Source organism: Caballeronia eucalypticola (assembly GCF_047608185.1).
Lineage (GTDB): Bacteria > Pseudomonadota > Gammaproteobacteria > Burkholderiales > Burkholderiaceae > Caballeronia.
In genome coordinates this window covers 268,314-283,259 of the sequence record NZ_JBLKRU010000001.1, presented here as the reverse complement: position 1 = coordinate 283,259, position 14,946 = coordinate 268,314, and the positions used below count along the sequence as shown (strand labels likewise).

Below are 14,946 nucleotides of genomic sequence, written 5' to 3'. Positions count from 1 at the left end.
TGCGCGTGAGATGTCGACTGCAGTGTTCAATGTGGGGCCGCTCCGATTTCAATTTCGATCAGGTGGCGCTCGGCGTCGAGCATGGGCACGCGGAGACGTTCGATACTGCAGACTTTCGCGTCGGCGGGAAGGCGAGCAATCTCGGCGTCCGGCCTGATTCCTTTCATCGCCCAGATGCGGCCGTTGCCAACAACCAGATGACGCGCAAGTGTAACGAAGTCAGAGAGCTCTGCGAATGCGCGCGAGACGATTACATCGAAAAGAGCTGGGACTTCTACGCCCGGGTGCAGGTTCTCGACACGTCCTGTCACAACCGACAAATTGGTCAGGCCGAGGTGCAGCTTCGCCTGGGATTGGAAGGCCGTTTTCTTGTGAACAATGTCGTTCAGCGTGACTTGCCAAGCGGGCAAGACGATCGCCATGACGATCCCCGGCAGGCCACCACCGGAGCCGACATCGAGCGCCGACTGAGGCCCTGTGCGGCGCGTGAGAAACGGGATGATCGCGAGCGAATCGAGAATGTGCTGGATCAGCATCTGGCGCGGATCGCGGATCGCCGTCAGGTTGTACACCGCGTTCCACTTACCCAGCAGGGCCACGTAATCGAGCAACTTCTGGCGCTGCGCGTCGGTGACGGCCATGCCGAGTTGCTCGATTCCTTCGTTTAGAAGTGTTGATAGTCCGGCATCCCCGGCTTCACGCTGCATCACGAAGCGGAGCGAGCGCTGTTACGCCCTGCCCGGTTATTTCCCGACGCTTGAGCCGTTGTCCCATCGCGCCGGCCCATTGCCCGCTTGAGGTGAACCATGAGCAAGGAGATGGTGGCTGGCGTAATGCCCGAGATACGCGATGCCTGGCCAATCGTTTCCGGTCGGTGCTGCATCAGCTTTTGACGGGCCTCGAACGACAATCCACGCACTTCTGCGTAATCGAATGCCTCTGGCAAACGCGTATTTTCGTGTGTGCCATTCCGCTCGATCTCGCCAGCTTGGCGATCGATGTAGCCTTGGTACTTCACCGCGATCTCGACCTGCTCTTCAATTTGGCCAAGCAAAATTGGATCTTGGGCCAGCGGCGTTTCCGGACCAGATGTGTGATTCCGCAGTGCACAAACATCCGCATAGGTGACGCTCGGTCGACGCAACAAATCCGCCAAACTGTATTCGTGTTCAATCGGTTTGCCGAGTAATGCGACGGCTTCTTCCACAGGCAACGTTTTAGGGTTAACCCAAGTCGATTTCAAACGCTGTGTTTCACGTGAAACAGCGTCGCGCTTTTCATTGAACACGCTCCAGCGCACGTCATCCACGACGCCGAGCGCCCTGCCCGCTTCGGTCAAACGCATGTCCGCATTGTCTTCGCGCAATGAAAGGCGGTACTCAGCACGGCTGGTGAACATACGATACGGCTCGGATACGCCTTGCGTGACCAAGTCGTCCACCAGCACGCCTAAATAGGCTTCGTCGCGACGCGGACACCATGCTTCTTTGCCGCTAACTTGCAGCGCGGCGTTAAGACCCGCCAGCAAGCCCTGCGCGGCAGCTTCTTCATATCCCGTTGTGCCATTGATCTGGCCGGCGAAGAACAGGCCACCGATCGCCTTCGTCTCCAACGATGCCTTCAATGCGCGCGGATCGAAGTAATCGTATTCAATCGCGTATCCAGGACGAAGGATGTGCGCATGCTCCAATCCCTTCATGGACCGGACCAATTCGAGTTGGACATCGAATGGCAAGCTCGTGGAGATACCGTTCGGATAGAACTCGTTTGTCGTCAGGCCTTCGGGTTCCAGGAAGATTTGATGCGAATCCTTGGACGCAAATCGATGGATTTTGTCTTCAATCGATGGGCAGTAACGCGGACCGACGCCTTCGATAACGCCTGTGTACATCGGCGAACGATCGAGACCAGCCCGGATGATGTCGTGCGTGCGCTCGTTGGTATGGGTCACCCAGCACGGCACTTGTCGTGGATGCTGCTCAACGCGGCCAAGGAATGAGAACACCGGGATGGGATCGAGATCGCCCGGCTGTTCTCCAAGCTTCGAAAAATCGATGGTGCGACCATCAATACGCGGCGGCGTACCGGTTTTCAGGCGACCTTGCGGAAGTTGAAGCTCTTTAAGTCGCGCCGACAACGACACCGCGGCTGGGTCACCTGCCCTGCCGCCCGTGTAATTGTTCAAACCCACGTGAATCTTTCCGCCGAGGAAAGTCCCGGCCGTCAACACGACTGCTTTGGCGCGAAACTTCACTCCAACCTGAGTCACGGCCCCAACAACTCGGTCACCTTCGACAATCAAATCGTCCACTGACTGCTGGAACAACCAAAGATTCGGTTGATTTTCGAGCCGATGCCGAATCGCTTGCTTGTACAAGACCCGATCCGCCTGCGCTCGCGTAGCGCGGACAGCCGGCCCTTTCGATGAATTCAGAATCCGAAACTGGATGCCCGCTTCATCCGTTGCCGCGGCCATTGCGCCGCCGAGCGCGTCGATTTCCTTAACTAAATGGCCCTTCCCAATCCCGCCGATAGAGGGATTGCAGCTCATCTGACCTAGCGTTTCGATGTTATGAGTCAATAAAAGCGTGGTTGCGCCTGTTCGAGCCGAGGCTAAAGCAGCTTCAGTTCCAGCGTGACCGCCGCCAACGACGATCACATCGAATTCAGTTGGATAAAGCATGGGTTTCCGCACGAGATGGCGGACCTTCGAAAGAGATATCGAAGAATTATAGCCGGTTAGCTTTTGCGGCGATTCAAGCCGAATGACTAACGCTGAAAAAATTGGCATGTTTCACGTGAAACACGCCAGCGATCGGCGCGTGGAATCCACTGGGAATATCCAAGGCGAAAAAATAGCGTGTTTCACGTGAAACACGCCGTCTACGACAACCAAGTGGCAAATACGCTAAGCAACCTTCTTAGCCAACCCCAAGTACGTTTCGATAACCTTCGGATTGTGAGCCAATTCGCTAGCAACACCTTCCATCGCAAATTCACCGGTTTCCAGCACGTAGCCATAGTCGGATATCTGCAGCGCGGCCCGCGCATTTTGCTCGATCAACAGCGTCGCGACGCCCGTTTCCCGCAGCGCACTAATGATGCGGAATATCTCCTTCACGATCAGCGGCGCGAGGCCGAGGCTAGGTTCATCCAACATCAGCAAATCGGGCTTGCCCATCAGCGCACGACCCACCGCCAGCATTTGCCGCTCACCGCCTGACAATGTTCCGGCTGCCTGCTTCCGACGCTGCTTCAAGCGGGGAAACAAGTCGAATACGTGATCGAGCTGATCGAGAAAATTGCGTTCACCCGCACGCTTCCTTCGATACGCGCCCAGAACCAGGTTGTCCTCTACCGTCATGCTCGCGAACAACTCGCGCTTCTCCGGAACCAGACACATTCCACGTGAAACGCGCTTCTCTATCGGCAGCACAGAGACATCCTCGCCTCGATAAAGAACGATTCCCTTCGCATAGCCCGTGGAAGGCAGCGCGCCCATGACGGCATTAAGCAATGTGGACTTACCGGCGCCGTTGGGCCCAATAACCGAAACGATCTGCCCGGCGCCAACGTTGAGCTTCCCGTCGTGAAGCGCCTCGACCTTGCCATAACGGACGGACAAACCAGAGACTTGAAGAATTGCGTCTGCCATCAGTCCACCCCGCCTAGATACGCTTCCAACACCACCGGATCTTTCTGCACATCCTCTGGCAATCCCTCCGCGATTCGGGTTCCAAATTCCATCACCACCAACCGGTCAGTTAAATTCATCACGAAATCCATGTCGTGCTCTACCAGCAGGATGCTCATGCCTTCGCCCTTCAGGCGGCGTAACAACTCCGCCAATTGTTGTTTCTCCTGATAGCGCAAACCTGCAGCGGGCTCATCGAGTAATAGCAAAGTCGGATCGCAGCACAGGGCGCGAGCTATCTCCAAAATGCGTTGTTGTCCGAGCGCCAGACTGCCGGCTTCATCGTAGAGATGCTTTTCCAGGCCAACACGTTTGATCTGCTTAGCCGCTTCCGCCATCAAACGCCCTTCTTCCGCAGCATTCAATCGCGCGACGCTCCGCCAGACGCCCGTCTTTCCCCGCAAGTGCGCGCCAATCGCAACGTTCTCCAGAACCGTCATGCCCGATAACAACCGCACGTGCTGGAAAGTCCGGCCAATACCGCGTTTGACGATTTCACGTGAAGTCAGGGCATCGATACGTTCGCCCTGAAACGTGATTGACCCGCTGGTGGCTTGCAGTACACCGGTGACTAGATTGAATGTCGTCGATTTTCCCGCGCCGTTCGGCCCGATTAATCCGATGATCTCGCCCGCTTTCACCTGGAAGCTAACGTCGTTGACCGCGACCAGTCCGCCGAACTCCTTGCGCGCTTTATCGACGACCAGCAAAGGCTCGCCGACAACAGGCTTTGGTCGTTGTGGCAACGCTTCCGCCTGCTCAGGAGCATGGGCGCGCGGTCCACTGGGAAAAAGCCGGGCGACGAACGGCCAAACCCCTTGCCGTGCATATTGAAGCAGCAAGACCATCAATATCCCGAACACGATGATCTCAAAATTGCCGTTCGATCCCAGCAACTTGGGCAGCAAGGTCTGCAGATAATCCTGTAGAACGGTGAGGATCGTCGCGCCCAGCACTGCACCCCAGACATGCGATACGCCCCCTACCACCGCCATGAACAGGAATTCGATGCCGTGATTCAAGCCGAACGGCGTCGGATTCACCGCCCGCTGCAAATGCGCGTACAGGAAGCCTGAAATTGCGGCCAGCACGGCGGCGTAGACGAAGATCACCACGCGCATCCACGCGGTGTTGACGCCCATGGCTTCGGCCATTGTGCCGCCGCCACGCAGTGCCCGAATCGCTCGTCCCGGACGACTATTAAGCAGATTCTGAACAGATATGACCGCGAGCAACACGACGGCCCAGATCAGGTAGTAGATCGACCTTCCGGATTCCAGATGCCATCCAAGCAGGTTGAGCACTGGAATGCCGTTGATGCCATCGTATTTACCAAGAAATTCCAGGTTCCCGAAGAGGAAGAACAGCGACAACCCCCACGCGATTGTCCCGAGCGGCAAGAAGTGGCCGGAAAGACGCATAGTCACCATCCCGAGCAGCAGCGCGATCAGCGCTGTCAGCACGACGCCTACTATCAGTGCAAGCCACGGCGACACGCCGAACTGCGTCGTGAGATAAGCCGTTGAATAAGCGCCCACACCTACGAAGGCCGCTTGCCCAAAGCTTGTCATCCCGCCAATACCCGTCAACAGCACGAGTCCGATAGCAACGATCGAATACAAACCGATGTAGTTCAGCAGCGTGATCCAGTACTCGGGCGTGCGGATTGGATGAGGCAGCACCGGCAACGCGAACACGACCAGCAGGAATACCCAGAAAAACTTGTTTCGCATGACGAATTTCATCGCGTCACTCCTCGTCTTCGTCTGACTGCGGACTCGCCAGACTCCGCCACAGCAGCACCGGAATGATCAGCGTGAAGACGATCACCTCTTTGTAAGCGCTCGCCCAGAACGACGAATACGATTCAAGCAGCCCCACCAGCAGCGAACCCGCCGCGGCGAGCGGATAGCTCACCAGGCCGCCCACGATCGCACCCACGAAGCCCTTCAGTCCGATCAGGAAGCCCGAGTCGTAGTAGATGGTCGTGATTGGCGCCACCAGGACGCCGCAGAGCGCGCCCAGGCCGGCCGCGAGCGTGAAGGCAAGCCGTCCAGCCTGCGTCGTGCCGATGCCCACCAGACGCGCGCCAAGCCGGTTTACCGAGGTCGCGCGCAGCGCCTTCCCGGAGATCGTGCGGTCGAAATACAGATACAGCGCAACGATCAGCACCGCGGCCGTCCCGACTACCCAGAGGCTCTGCCCGGAGATGGACACGCTGCCGAGGTTGACCGTGGCATCGGAGAAAGCATTTGTGCGCGAGCCTTCTGCTCCGAACATCACGAGGCCAAGGCCGACCATCGCGAAATGCACCGCGACCGCCACGATCAGCAGCAACAGCGTGCTCGCTTCGGCGATGGGTTCGTAGGCCAACCGGTACACGAACGGTCCCATCGGAATCACGATCAGCAACGCGAGCGCAACTTGCAAGATCATGGGCAGCGGCTGCATCACCACGCTCTGCGTCAGCCCATAGACTGCCACTGGGAACAGCAGATACTTGCCCGCCAGCACGGCGAGCGTGCGCGCTAGGTGCCGGTGTCGCGACGGATGGCGCACCATGCCCGCGATCTCCGCGACGAAGCACCCCACGCCCATGGCGATCAGCAGCCAGCACGTTGCCGGCAGCTTCTGCGTTTGCAGCGCGGCCAACGTCAGCGCACCGTACGCGACGAACTCGCCCTGCGGGATGAAAATGACGCGCGTCACCGAAAACACGAGGACCAGCGCGAGCGCGAGCAATGCGTAGATCGCGCCCGTGGTGATGCCGTCTTGCGCGAGAATCGCCGCAATCGATAAGTCCATACTTCCTCTTTAGGAACGATCTGCTGGTGGGGCTGCCGGGTCAGCCCATCGAAAATATGGCTTGATGCCGCCAGAAAAACGCGGCCTCCAGCCATGGTTGAAACCCCGGAACGCTAACTCGCCAAATTGCAGGCGCGCGAGCGCGGTCCATGTCGCAAGCTAGTCGTTCTGCAGCTTCCACTTGCCATCGACGATCTGCACCATCACGCGGGCGCGCTTGTCGAAGCCGTTGTGATCGGCCGGCGTTGTGTTCATCACGCCATGCGCAAGCGGTACATCCTTCAGGTTTTCCAGCGCGCTACGCAGCGCTGAACGGAATGCATCCGTACCCGGTTGAGCCGTCTTGAGCGCTTCGGGAATGGCTTGCTCCAGCATGCGTCCGGCGTCCCACGCGTGGCCGCCAAACGTGGAGACCGACCCCACGCCATACGCCTTCTCATAAGCCTGCTTATAAGCCAGCGATGACTTCTTCACCGGGTTGCTATCCGGCAATTGATCCGCCACGAGGATTGGCCCCGCCGGCAGCAATTCGCCATCGCAATCATTGCCGCACACGCGCAGGAAATCGTTGTTCGCCACACCGTGCGTCTGATAGACCTTGCCCTTGTAACCACGCTCCTTCAACGCCTTGGCGGGCAACGCCGAAGGCGTGCCTGCGCCCGCGATCAGCACGGCATCCGGATTAGCGCTCATGGTCTTCAGCACCTGGCCGGTGACGGAGGTATCGGTGCGGGCATACCGCTCGTTCGCGACAATCTTCAGGTTGTGCGCGGCCGCAGCCGTGTTGAACACGCTATACCAGCCGTCGCCATACGCATCCGCGAAGCCGATGAAACCCACCGTCTTCACGCCGTGCTTCTCCATATACTCGGCAATGGCGTCAGCCATCAGGCTGTCGTTCTGCGGCGTCTTGAAGGCCCACGAGCGCTTCGCATCCATAGGCGAGATGATTGCGGCCGATGCGGCCATCGAGATCATGGGCGTCTTGCCCTGACTTGCAGCGTCGAGCATGGCAAGCGAATTCGGCGTGACGGTCGAGCCCACGATAGCGTCAACATGGTCTTCATCGATCAGCTTGCGCGTGTTCTGCACTGCGCGGCTGGTGTCCGAACCATCGTCGAGCACGATGTACTCCACGCTCTTCCCACCAATCTCCTTCGGCAATAACGCGATTGTATTTTTCTCGGGAATGCCAAGCGATGCCGCCGGCCCTGTTGCCGACAACGTCACGCCAATCTTCACCTGCGCGATCGCGGCGCCGGCGCCCAGGGCCAGCGTCACGCCGAGCGCCGCGCTCGTCAGCCGTCCCTTCCATTTCACCGAGGTAGTCTTTTTCATTGCATCGTCTCCAGACGCTATGCCATCGCGCACGCCTTGTGCGCTGCAGCGAGTTGTTATGAATCTTTTGTCGTGCGGTCTTGGCTTGATTGCCGCTCAATCTATTTTCGGTCATTACCTGTATCTGAACCCGGTTTCCCTCAACGTTAGCCATCAGGCCAGCGCTGCCGAGCCCATCTAAAACACTCGTAAACATCTCGATAACACGTCGAAAAAAAGGCGCGTTCGAAGCAACGCGCCTTTAGTCGATTTATCTTGTTGTCCAGGTTCCCGTCAGTCTTTGGCGAGCTTCCACTGCCCGCCGACGATCTCCACCATCACGCGCGCCCGCTGATCGAGTCCTGAGTGATCGTTCGCGCTCATGTTGAAGATCCCGTGCGAGCCGGGCAAATCCTGGGTGCTTTCGATAGCCGCACGCAACGCTTCACGAAACGCCTGCGAGCCCGGCTGCCCCTTCTTCAACGCAATCGGAATCGCTCGTTGCAGCAACAGGCCGGCGTCCCATGCGTGACCGCCGAACGTGGAAATGGAACCCGCACCGTAAGCGTTTTCATAAGCCTGCTTATAAGTCAGCGCGGACTTCTTCACGGGGTTCGAATCGGGCAATTGCGCGGCGACCAGCAACGGCCCGGCCGGCAGGAACGTGCCCTCGCAATCCTTTCCGCACACACGCAGGAAGTCGTTGTTCGCCACGCCGTGCGTCTGATAGATCTTGCCCTTGTAGCCCCGCTCCTTCAGCGTCTTTTGCGGCAACGCGGCCGGCGTGCCCGCACCCGCGATCAGCACCGCATCGGGGTTCTGCGACATGGCTTTAAGAACCTGCCCGGTCACCGATGTATCGTTGCGCGCGAACCGTTCATTAGCGACGACCTTGATCTTCGCGAGATCGGCTGCCTTGGTGAATTCCTTGAACCAGCTTTCGCCGTAAGCGTCGCTGAAACCGATAAACGCCACCGACTTCACGCCATGATTCGACATATGCTGCGCGATCGCGGTCGCCATCAGGATGTCGTTTTGCGGCGTCTTGAACACCCACGCGCGTTTTGCATCCATCGGTTCCACGATGGTAGCCGCCGCAGCCATGGAGATCATGGGCGTGGATGTCTCAGATGCGACGTCGATCATCGCAAGCGAATTCGGGACTACCGTGGAACCAATCAGGGCATCGACGTGATCTTCACTCGTCAGCTTGCGGGCGTTCTTGACGGCTTGCGTGGAATCGGTCGCATCATCCAGGACGATGTAATCCATCTTCTGCCCGGCAATCTCCTTCGGCAGCAGCGCAATGGTGTTCTTTTCCGGAATTCCCAGCGATGCAGCCGGTCCAGTCGCGGACACTGTCACACCAATCTTTATGTCTGCAAAAGCGTGCGTACTGACTACTGCGGACATGCTCGCGATGAGTGCCGCCTTCGAGATCGAGCGTAAAGCCAACTTCATTGATATGCCCCGTAAATGTGTTTTGTTCACCGGCGCGATTTTACGATTTTTATATCCCGACCACGCGGTCGGTGAATCCGGAGTGTAGCGGACGAGAAGCGCGCGGAGCAAGCGTTTTGAAGGAATTTGAACGAGCGAATGCGCGCTAAAGCACGTAATGAAAAATGCCCGGGAAAACCCGTATGAAATTGATTAATTTGATTTGATTGGCGAGAGTCGGCGGCCATTTATCTGGCCCTTAATCGCGGCAAAATAAATCGATTTGGACGTGAGAATCCGAGAGTTAAGCAAAAGCGCGGAGCACAAATAAAAAGCGCTGTTGGAATCATCCAACAGCGCTTTCGGTCGGGCACTTGATGCCTCGTTGTCTCCTCGTTCTCCACCTCAAAATTCGGGTGCAACAGAACTGAAACGGATATTAGATTGTGCAACCAATACCGACAACCTAGCATTTACCCTAGTGGTGCACGTTGGCACCTTTATTGGGCGCTCGTTTATCCGAGTCTTGTCAAATGCGGAAGTTAACCGCACATCCTGAAGTATATAGTTCGGATCACCAACTAAATTGCGTGACTTTCACGTATACCGTTTTAGCCGCGCAATGGCCTCACCCGTGCGATGATTTCTCCCACAATCCCCCGCCTGAACAGCAGCACGCATGCAATAAAGATCAGACCCGTCACGATCGTCACCGACTCTCCGAGCGAGTTGAACCAGTCAATCCCGGTAAGCGATGACAACCCGGCGCCAATATCGCCGAGACGATTTTCCAGCGCCACAATAATGAACGCGCCAAGCAAAGGCCCGAACATGGTGCTCATGCCGCCCACCAGGGTCATCAGCACGACCAGGCCGGACATGGTCCAGTAAGCATCGCCGAGCGTTTCGAATCCGAGCACCAGCGTTTGAAGCGCGCCAGCCAGTCCCGCCAATCCCGCCGACAACACGAACGCGAGCAGCTTGAAACGCGATGTGTCGTAACCCAGCGAGATCGCGCGCGGTTCGTTCTCCTTGATCGCAATCAACACTTGCCCGAACGGCGAATGCACCACGCGCACGATAAATCCGAACGCCAGCACCATCACCAACAGCACGACGTAATAGAGCGTCAGATCGGAACTGAGGCTGATCGCACCGAACAACTTGCCGCGCGGCACGCCTTGCATCCCGTCTTCGCCATGCGTGAACGGCGCCTGCAGGAACACGAAATAGACCATCTGCGCGAGCGCCAGCGTGACCATCGCGAAGTAAATGCCTTGGCGACGGATCGCGAACAAGCCGACGACGAGACCCAGTAACGTTGCGATCGCCGTGCCCGCGATCACGCCTAGTTCCGGCGTAAAACCAAGCGTCTGGATCGCGTAACCAGCAGAATAACCGGCGCTGGCAAGGAACATCGCGTGGCCGAACGAAAGCAGGCCCGTGTAGCCGATCAACAAATTGAAGGCCGCCGCTAACAGCGCGAAGCACAGGACTTTCATCATGAAGACCGGGTACACGCCGAGGAACGGCGCCGCGATCAGGCCGGCAAGCAACACGCCGTAGAGCACTTTCCTAACCATCATTTTTCCTTGCCGAAAAGTCCCGCCGGGCGCACGAGCAGCACCAGCGCCATGATCACGAAAACCACCGTTGCAGAGGCTTCCGGATAGAACACGCGCGTCAGGCCTTCAATCACGCCGAGTCCGAGGCCGGTCAGGATCGAGCCCATGATCGAACCCATTCCGCCGATAACAACCACCGCGAATACGGTGATGATCATCGATTGCCCCATCAGCGGCGAGACCTGGATCACGGGCGCGGCAAGCACGCCCGCGAAGGCCGCGAGCGCCACGCCGAAACCGTAGGTGAGCGTGACCATCAGCGGCACATTGATGCCGAACGCCTCGACCATCTTCGGGTTCTCGGTGCCTGCGCGAAGATACGCACCGAGCCGCGTTTTCTCGATCACGAACCACGTCGCGAAGCACACGACCAGCGATGCCAGCACGACCCACGCGCGATAGTTCGGCAGGTACATGAAGCCGAGATTCGTCGCGCCGGACAGCAGCGCGGGGACATCGTAGGGCTGGCCGGATGAACCGTAGATCGAGCGAAACACGCCTTCAATCACCAGCGTCAAACCGAACGTCAGCAGCAACCCGTACAGATGATCGAGCTTGTAGAGCCAGCGCAACATCGTCCGTTCGATCACGATGCCAAACACGCCCACAATCAGCGGCGCGAGCACGAGCATGGCCCAGTACGGCACATTGAAATACGAGAAACCCATCCATGTGAGCATCGCGCCAAGCATGAACAATGCGCCGTGGGCGAAGTTGATCACGTTGAGCAGGCCGAAGATCACCGCGAGGCCAAGGCTCAGGATGGCGTAGAACGATCCGTTCACCAGCCCGAGCAGCAACTGGCTCATCATCGCCGCGAGCGGAATGCCGAAAATTTCCATCGAATCTGCCGTCAGAGTAGTGTCGACGCATGCCGCCTGGCTCAAGGTGAGCAAGTCGTCATGCGTCGATCGATCATGCGGAAACGTGTAGCGGCCATTCAAGCCATCGGCGTTACGCGTGACTCCGCAGTGCCGCTAGCAGTGCCACTAAACCCGGCCGCTTACTTCCACAAAGGGCAGCGTGATTCCGCCTTGGTGTCGAAAGCCTGCTCACCCGGAATGGTCGCCGTGATCTTGTAGTAGTCCCACGGTTCCTTCGATTCCGCCGGCGTCTTCACTTGCATCAGGTACATGTCGTGGATCATGCTGCCGTCCGCGCGGATGTAGCCGTTTTGCGTGTAGAAGTCGTTGATCTTCATCTTGTGCAACTGGTCCATCACCTTGTCGCTGTCCGTCGATCCCGCCGCTTGCACCGCCTTCAGGTACGTGGTGACCGCGGAGTAATCGGCTGCATGCAGACTCGTCGGCATCTTCTTCATCTTGGCGAAGTAGCGCTGTGCCCATGCGCGGGTGGTGGCGTCCTTGTTCCAGTACCAGCTGTCCGTTGCAACCAGGCCTTGCGTGGTTTCGAGACCCAGGCTGTGGATGTCGGTCAAGAAGATCAGCAGTGCGGCAATCTTCATCGTCTTGGTGATGCCGAATTCCTTCGCCGCCTTGATCGAGTTGATCGTGTCACCGCCTGCGTTCGCCAGACCCAGCACCTGCGCTTTCGATCCTTGCGCCTGCAACAGGAACGACGAGAAGTCAGAGGCCGACAAAGGATGACGAACCGCGCCGAGCACCTGGCCGCCATTCGCCTTCACGACATCCGACGTGTTCTTTTCCAGCGCCTTGCCGAACGCGTAATCAGCCGTCAGGAAGAACCACGTCTTGCCGCCCTGCTTCGTCACCGCTGAGCCCGTGCCCTTGGCGAGCGCCATGGTGTCATAGGCGTAGTGAACCGTGTACGGCGTGCACTGCTCGTTGGTGAGGTTGTCCGCGCCTGCGCCAATGTTGATGTACGGGATCTTCTTCTCGCCGGCGACTTGATTCGTCGACAATGCCGTTGCCGAATTCGTGCCGCCGATGATCACATTTACGCCATCGCGATCAATCCATTCACGCGCCCGCGATGCCGCAATATCCGCCTTGTTCTGGTGATCCGCGTAGACCAGTTCAATCGGCTTACCGTTCACCTTGCCGCCGAAATCCGCAATCGCCATGCGGATGGATTCGAGGCCGCCTTGCCCGTCGATGTCCGCGTACAGGCCGGACAAGTCCGTGATATAGCCGATCTTCACCGTGTCGCCGGGGGCTGCCTGGACGTTGCCAGCCATCAGCGAGGCCGTGGCCGCCGCAATCGCTACGCAGAGTCCCGACAGGCGCGCGAGGGTCTTCTTCTTCATTACAGTCTCCGTTGAGTTGTTGTTCTTGCGGCGGGCCGCATGCTGATGTGTTGAACTTGCGTTTGACGTTCTAAACCCCGAGCAGCTCGTGCAACACCGGCATTTTCGCTTCGAGTTCGCCGGAGTTGAAATGCTCGACGATCTTCCCGTGCTCCATGACATAAAAGCGATCGGCGAGCGGGGCGGCAAACCGAAAATTCTGTTCGACCATCACGATGGTGTAGCCACGCGCTTTCAGCATCATGATCATTCGCGCGAGCGTCTGGACAATGACAGGCGCAAGCCCTTCCGATATTTCATCGAGCAGCAGCAGGTTTGCGCCGGTGCGCAAGATGCGCGCGACCGCCAGCATTTGCTGCTCGCCGCCCGACAAGCGCGTGCCTTGGCTGCTGCAGCGCTCCTTGAGATTGGGGAACATCGAATAGATTTCATCGATCGACATGGCGTCTTTCGCGGGGCCTACAAGCGGCGGCAAAAGCAGGTTCTCTTCGCAAGAGAGGCTTGAAAAGATGCCGCGTTCTTCCGGGCAATACCCCACGCCGTAATGCGCGATCTTGTGCGTCGACATGCCAATGGTTTCATGTCCGCCGATACGAATCGACCCCGTGCGACGACCGGTGAGGCCCATGATGGCGCGCAGCGTTGTGGTGCGTCCTGCGCCATTGCGTCCGAGCAGCGTGACGACTTCGCCTCGATGCACGGTCAGATCCACGCCGTGCAGGATGTGCGATTCGCCGTACCAGGCTTGTGCGCCGACAAGCTCGAGCGCCGGCTCCTGAGTCGATGCTCCAGGCAATTGTTCCGCGCGGCGTTCTTCCACGATCGTGCTCATGCGTGCGCTCCGGCGAGGGATGCGTCGGCGCTGCCCATGTAGGCTTCCATCACCAGCGCGTTCTTCGATACCTCGGAGTAACTGCCTTCCGCCAGCACTTCGCCGCGTTGCAAGACGGTGATGGTGTCCGAGATGCCTGCGATCACGTTCATGTTGTGTTCAACCATCAAGATGGTGCGTCCCGCCGATACTTTCTTGATCAGTGCCGTCACGCGGTCGACGTCTTCGTGACCCATGCCTTGCGTGGGTTCATCGAGGAGCATGAGTTCGGGTTCCATCGACAGCGTGGTGGCTATTTCAAGCGCGCGTTTGCGGCCATAGGAAAGTTCGACCGTGGTGGTGTCGGCGAAATCGGTCAAGCCGACCTGCGTGAGCAAGTCCATCGCGCGATCATTGAGTTCGTCGAGAACGCGTTCGCTTTTCCAGAATTTGAACGATGTCCCGAGCGAACGCTGCAAGCCGATGCGCACGTTCTGCATCACTGTCAGATGCGGGAACACAGCAGAAATCTGAAACGAACGAATGACACCACGACGAGCAATTTGCGCAGGCCGCTCACCCGTGATGTCGATGCCGTTGAAGACGATTTGTCCTGCGGTCGGTTCCAGGAACTTCGTAAGCAGGTTGAAGCAGGTCGTTTTGCCCGCGCCGTTAGGGCCGATCAAGGCGTGGATGGAGCCGCGACGCACGCGCAGGTTCACGCCGTTGACGGCGGTGAAGCCTTTGAACTCTTTTGTCAGGCCGCGGGTTTCCAGAATCGTATCGCCGAGAATCATGTCCCCTTCCGTGCTTTGTTTCAGCTTCAGCTCGGTGCGCTTTTGGCGCATGCCCCGTGATTTTGCTGGCGGTGTTTGTGTAGGTGCATGCGCAATTGCCGTTGCGATTTTGCTGCCTCGTTGTTGCATTTCTTGCGTGCTGCACAATCGTGATGCAGACCTGCGGTGCAACAAGCGCGCTGGCGTTATTGTCGCGCCAATGATGCAGCGCAATCATCGGGATTTGCACT

General features: G+C 58.2%; 12 protein-coding genes. All 12 read right to left on the bottom strand.

The window, feature by feature from the left end; translation table 11 throughout:
• Positions 1 to 26 precede the first annotated feature (26 nt).
• The 12 genes from rsmG to ACMX25_RS01270 all read right to left on the bottom strand — a co-directional run bounded on the left by rsmG (position 27) and on the right by ACMX25_RS01270 (position 14,716).
• The gene (gene rsmG, locus ACMX25_RS01325) at positions 27 to 707 is read right to left on the bottom strand and encodes a 16S rRNA (guanine(527)-N(7))-methyltransferase RsmG (RefSeq protein WP_414947938.1); all 681 of its coding nucleotides are present in this window, start codon (positions 705 to 707) and stop codon (positions 27 to 29) included.
• On the bottom strand, positions 707 to 2,683 hold the full coding sequence (mnmG, locus tag ACMX25_RS01320) for a tRNA uridine-5-carboxymethylaminomethyl(34) synthesis enzyme MnmG (RefSeq protein WP_414947757.1): 1,977 nt from the start codon (positions 2,681 to 2,683) through the stop codon (positions 707 to 709). Before mnmG ends, rsmG begins: the two co-directional genes overlap by 1 nt.
• Before the next feature lie 225 nt (positions 2,684 to 2,908).
• Positions 2,909 to 3,655 carry an ABC transporter ATP-binding protein gene (locus tag ACMX25_RS01315; protein ID WP_414947756.1) on the bottom strand — a complete coding sequence of 249 codons (747 nt, stop codon included), beginning with the start codon at positions 3,653 to 3,655 and terminating at the stop codon, positions 2,909 to 2,911.
• Positions 3,655 to 5,439: a branched-chain amino acid ABC transporter ATP-binding protein/permease gene (locus tag ACMX25_RS01310; protein WP_414947755.1), complete on the bottom strand. Its 1,785-nt coding sequence runs from the start codon at positions 5,437 to 5,439 to the stop codon at positions 3,655 to 3,657. Before ACMX25_RS01310 ends, ACMX25_RS01315 begins: the two co-directional genes overlap by 1 nt.
• A 4-nt stretch (positions 5,440 to 5,443) precedes the next feature.
• Complete coding sequence (locus tag ACMX25_RS01305; RefSeq protein WP_414947754.1) at positions 5,444 to 6,499, bottom strand: branched-chain amino acid ABC transporter permease; 1,056 nt, start codon at positions 6,497 to 6,499, stop codon at positions 5,444 to 5,446.
• A gap of 159 nt (positions 6,500 to 6,658) precedes the next feature.
• On the bottom strand, positions 6,659 to 7,837 hold the full coding sequence (locus ACMX25_RS01300) for an ABC transporter substrate-binding protein (protein ID WP_414947753.1): 1,179 nt from the start codon (positions 7,835 to 7,837) through the stop codon (positions 6,659 to 6,661).
• Between the two features lie 273 nt (positions 7,838 to 8,110).
• Positions 8,111 to 9,277, bottom strand: a complete 1,167-nt coding sequence (locus tag ACMX25_RS01295) for an ABC transporter substrate-binding protein (RefSeq protein ID WP_414947752.1) — start codon at positions 9,275 to 9,277, stop codon at positions 8,111 to 8,113.
• 590 nt (positions 9,278 to 9,867) lie between these two features.
• Entirely contained in the window at positions 9,868 to 10,839 is a 972-nt protein-coding gene (locus ACMX25_RS01290; RefSeq protein WP_414947937.1) for a branched-chain amino acid ABC transporter permease, read from the bottom strand.
• Entirely contained in the window at positions 10,839 to 11,723 is an 885-nt protein-coding gene (locus ACMX25_RS01285; RefSeq protein WP_165092952.1) for a branched-chain amino acid ABC transporter permease, read from the bottom strand. Before ACMX25_RS01285 ends, ACMX25_RS01290 begins: the two co-directional genes overlap by 1 nt.
• A 161-nt stretch (positions 11,724 to 11,884) precedes the next feature.
• Complete coding sequence (locus tag ACMX25_RS01280; protein WP_414947751.1) at positions 11,885 to 13,108, bottom strand: ABC transporter substrate-binding protein; 1,224 nt, start codon at positions 13,106 to 13,108, stop codon at positions 11,885 to 11,887.
• Between the two features lie 70 nt (positions 13,109 to 13,178).
• Positions 13,179 to 13,940 (bottom strand): ABC transporter ATP-binding protein, encoded by a 762-nt coding sequence (locus ACMX25_RS01275; protein ID WP_414947750.1) that lies wholly within the window; start codon positions 13,938 to 13,940, stop codon positions 13,179 to 13,181.
• A complete protein-coding gene (locus ACMX25_RS01270) occupies positions 13,937 to 14,716 on the bottom strand; it encodes an ABC transporter ATP-binding protein (RefSeq protein WP_414947936.1) in 780 nt (259 codons plus the stop codon). Before ACMX25_RS01270 ends, ACMX25_RS01275 begins: the two co-directional genes overlap by 4 nt.
• Between the last annotated feature and the right edge of the window lie 230 nt (positions 14,717 to 14,946).

What these genes read in the sequence shown, in the direction of transcription:
- ACMX25_RS01295 (WP_414947752.1), bottom strand. Translation starts at nt 9,277, where the DNA reads ATGAAGTTGGCTTTACGCTCGATCTCGAAGGCGGCACTCATCGCGAGC.
- ACMX25_RS01270 (WP_414947936.1), bottom strand. Translation starts at nt 14,716, where the DNA reads ATGATTCTCGGCGATACGATTCTGGAAACCCGCGGCCTGACAAAAGAG.
- ACMX25_RS01275 (WP_414947750.1), bottom strand. Translation starts at nt 13,940, where the DNA reads ATGAGCACGATCGTGGAAGAACGCCGCGCGGAACAATTGCCTGGAGCA.
- ACMX25_RS01315 (WP_414947756.1), bottom strand. Translation starts at nt 3,655, where the DNA reads ATGGCAGACGCAATTCTTCAAGTCTCTGGTTTGTCCGTCCGTTATGGC.
- mnmG (WP_414947757.1), bottom strand. Translation starts at nt 2,683, where the DNA reads ATGCTTTATCCAACTGAATTCGATGTGATCGTCGTTGGCGGCGGTCAC.
- ACMX25_RS01290 (WP_414947937.1), bottom strand. Translation starts at nt 10,839, where the DNA reads ATGGTTAGGAAAGTGCTCTACGGCGTGTTGCTTGCCGGCCTGATCGCG.
- ACMX25_RS01310 (WP_414947755.1), bottom strand. Translation starts at nt 5,439, where the DNA reads ATGAAATTCGTCATGCGAAACAAGTTTTTCTGGGTATTCCTGCTGGTC.
- ACMX25_RS01280 (WP_414947751.1), bottom strand. Translation starts at nt 13,108, where the DNA reads ATGAAGAAGAAGACCCTCGCGCGCCTGTCGGGACTCTGCGTAGCGATT.
- ACMX25_RS01285 (WP_165092952.1), bottom strand. Translation starts at nt 11,723, where the DNA reads ATGGAAATTTTCGGCATTCCGCTCGCGGCGATGATGAGCCAGTTGCTG.
- ACMX25_RS01300 (WP_414947753.1), bottom strand. Translation starts at nt 7,837, where the DNA reads ATGAAAAAGACTACCTCGGTGAAATGGAAGGGACGGCTGACGAGCGCG.
- rsmG (WP_414947938.1), bottom strand. Translation starts at nt 707, where the DNA reads ATGCAGCGTGAAGCCGGGGATGCCGGACTATCAACACTTCTAAACGAA.
- ACMX25_RS01305 (WP_414947754.1), bottom strand. Translation starts at nt 6,499, where the DNA reads ATGGACTTATCGATTGCGGCGATTCTCGCGCAAGACGGCATCACCACG.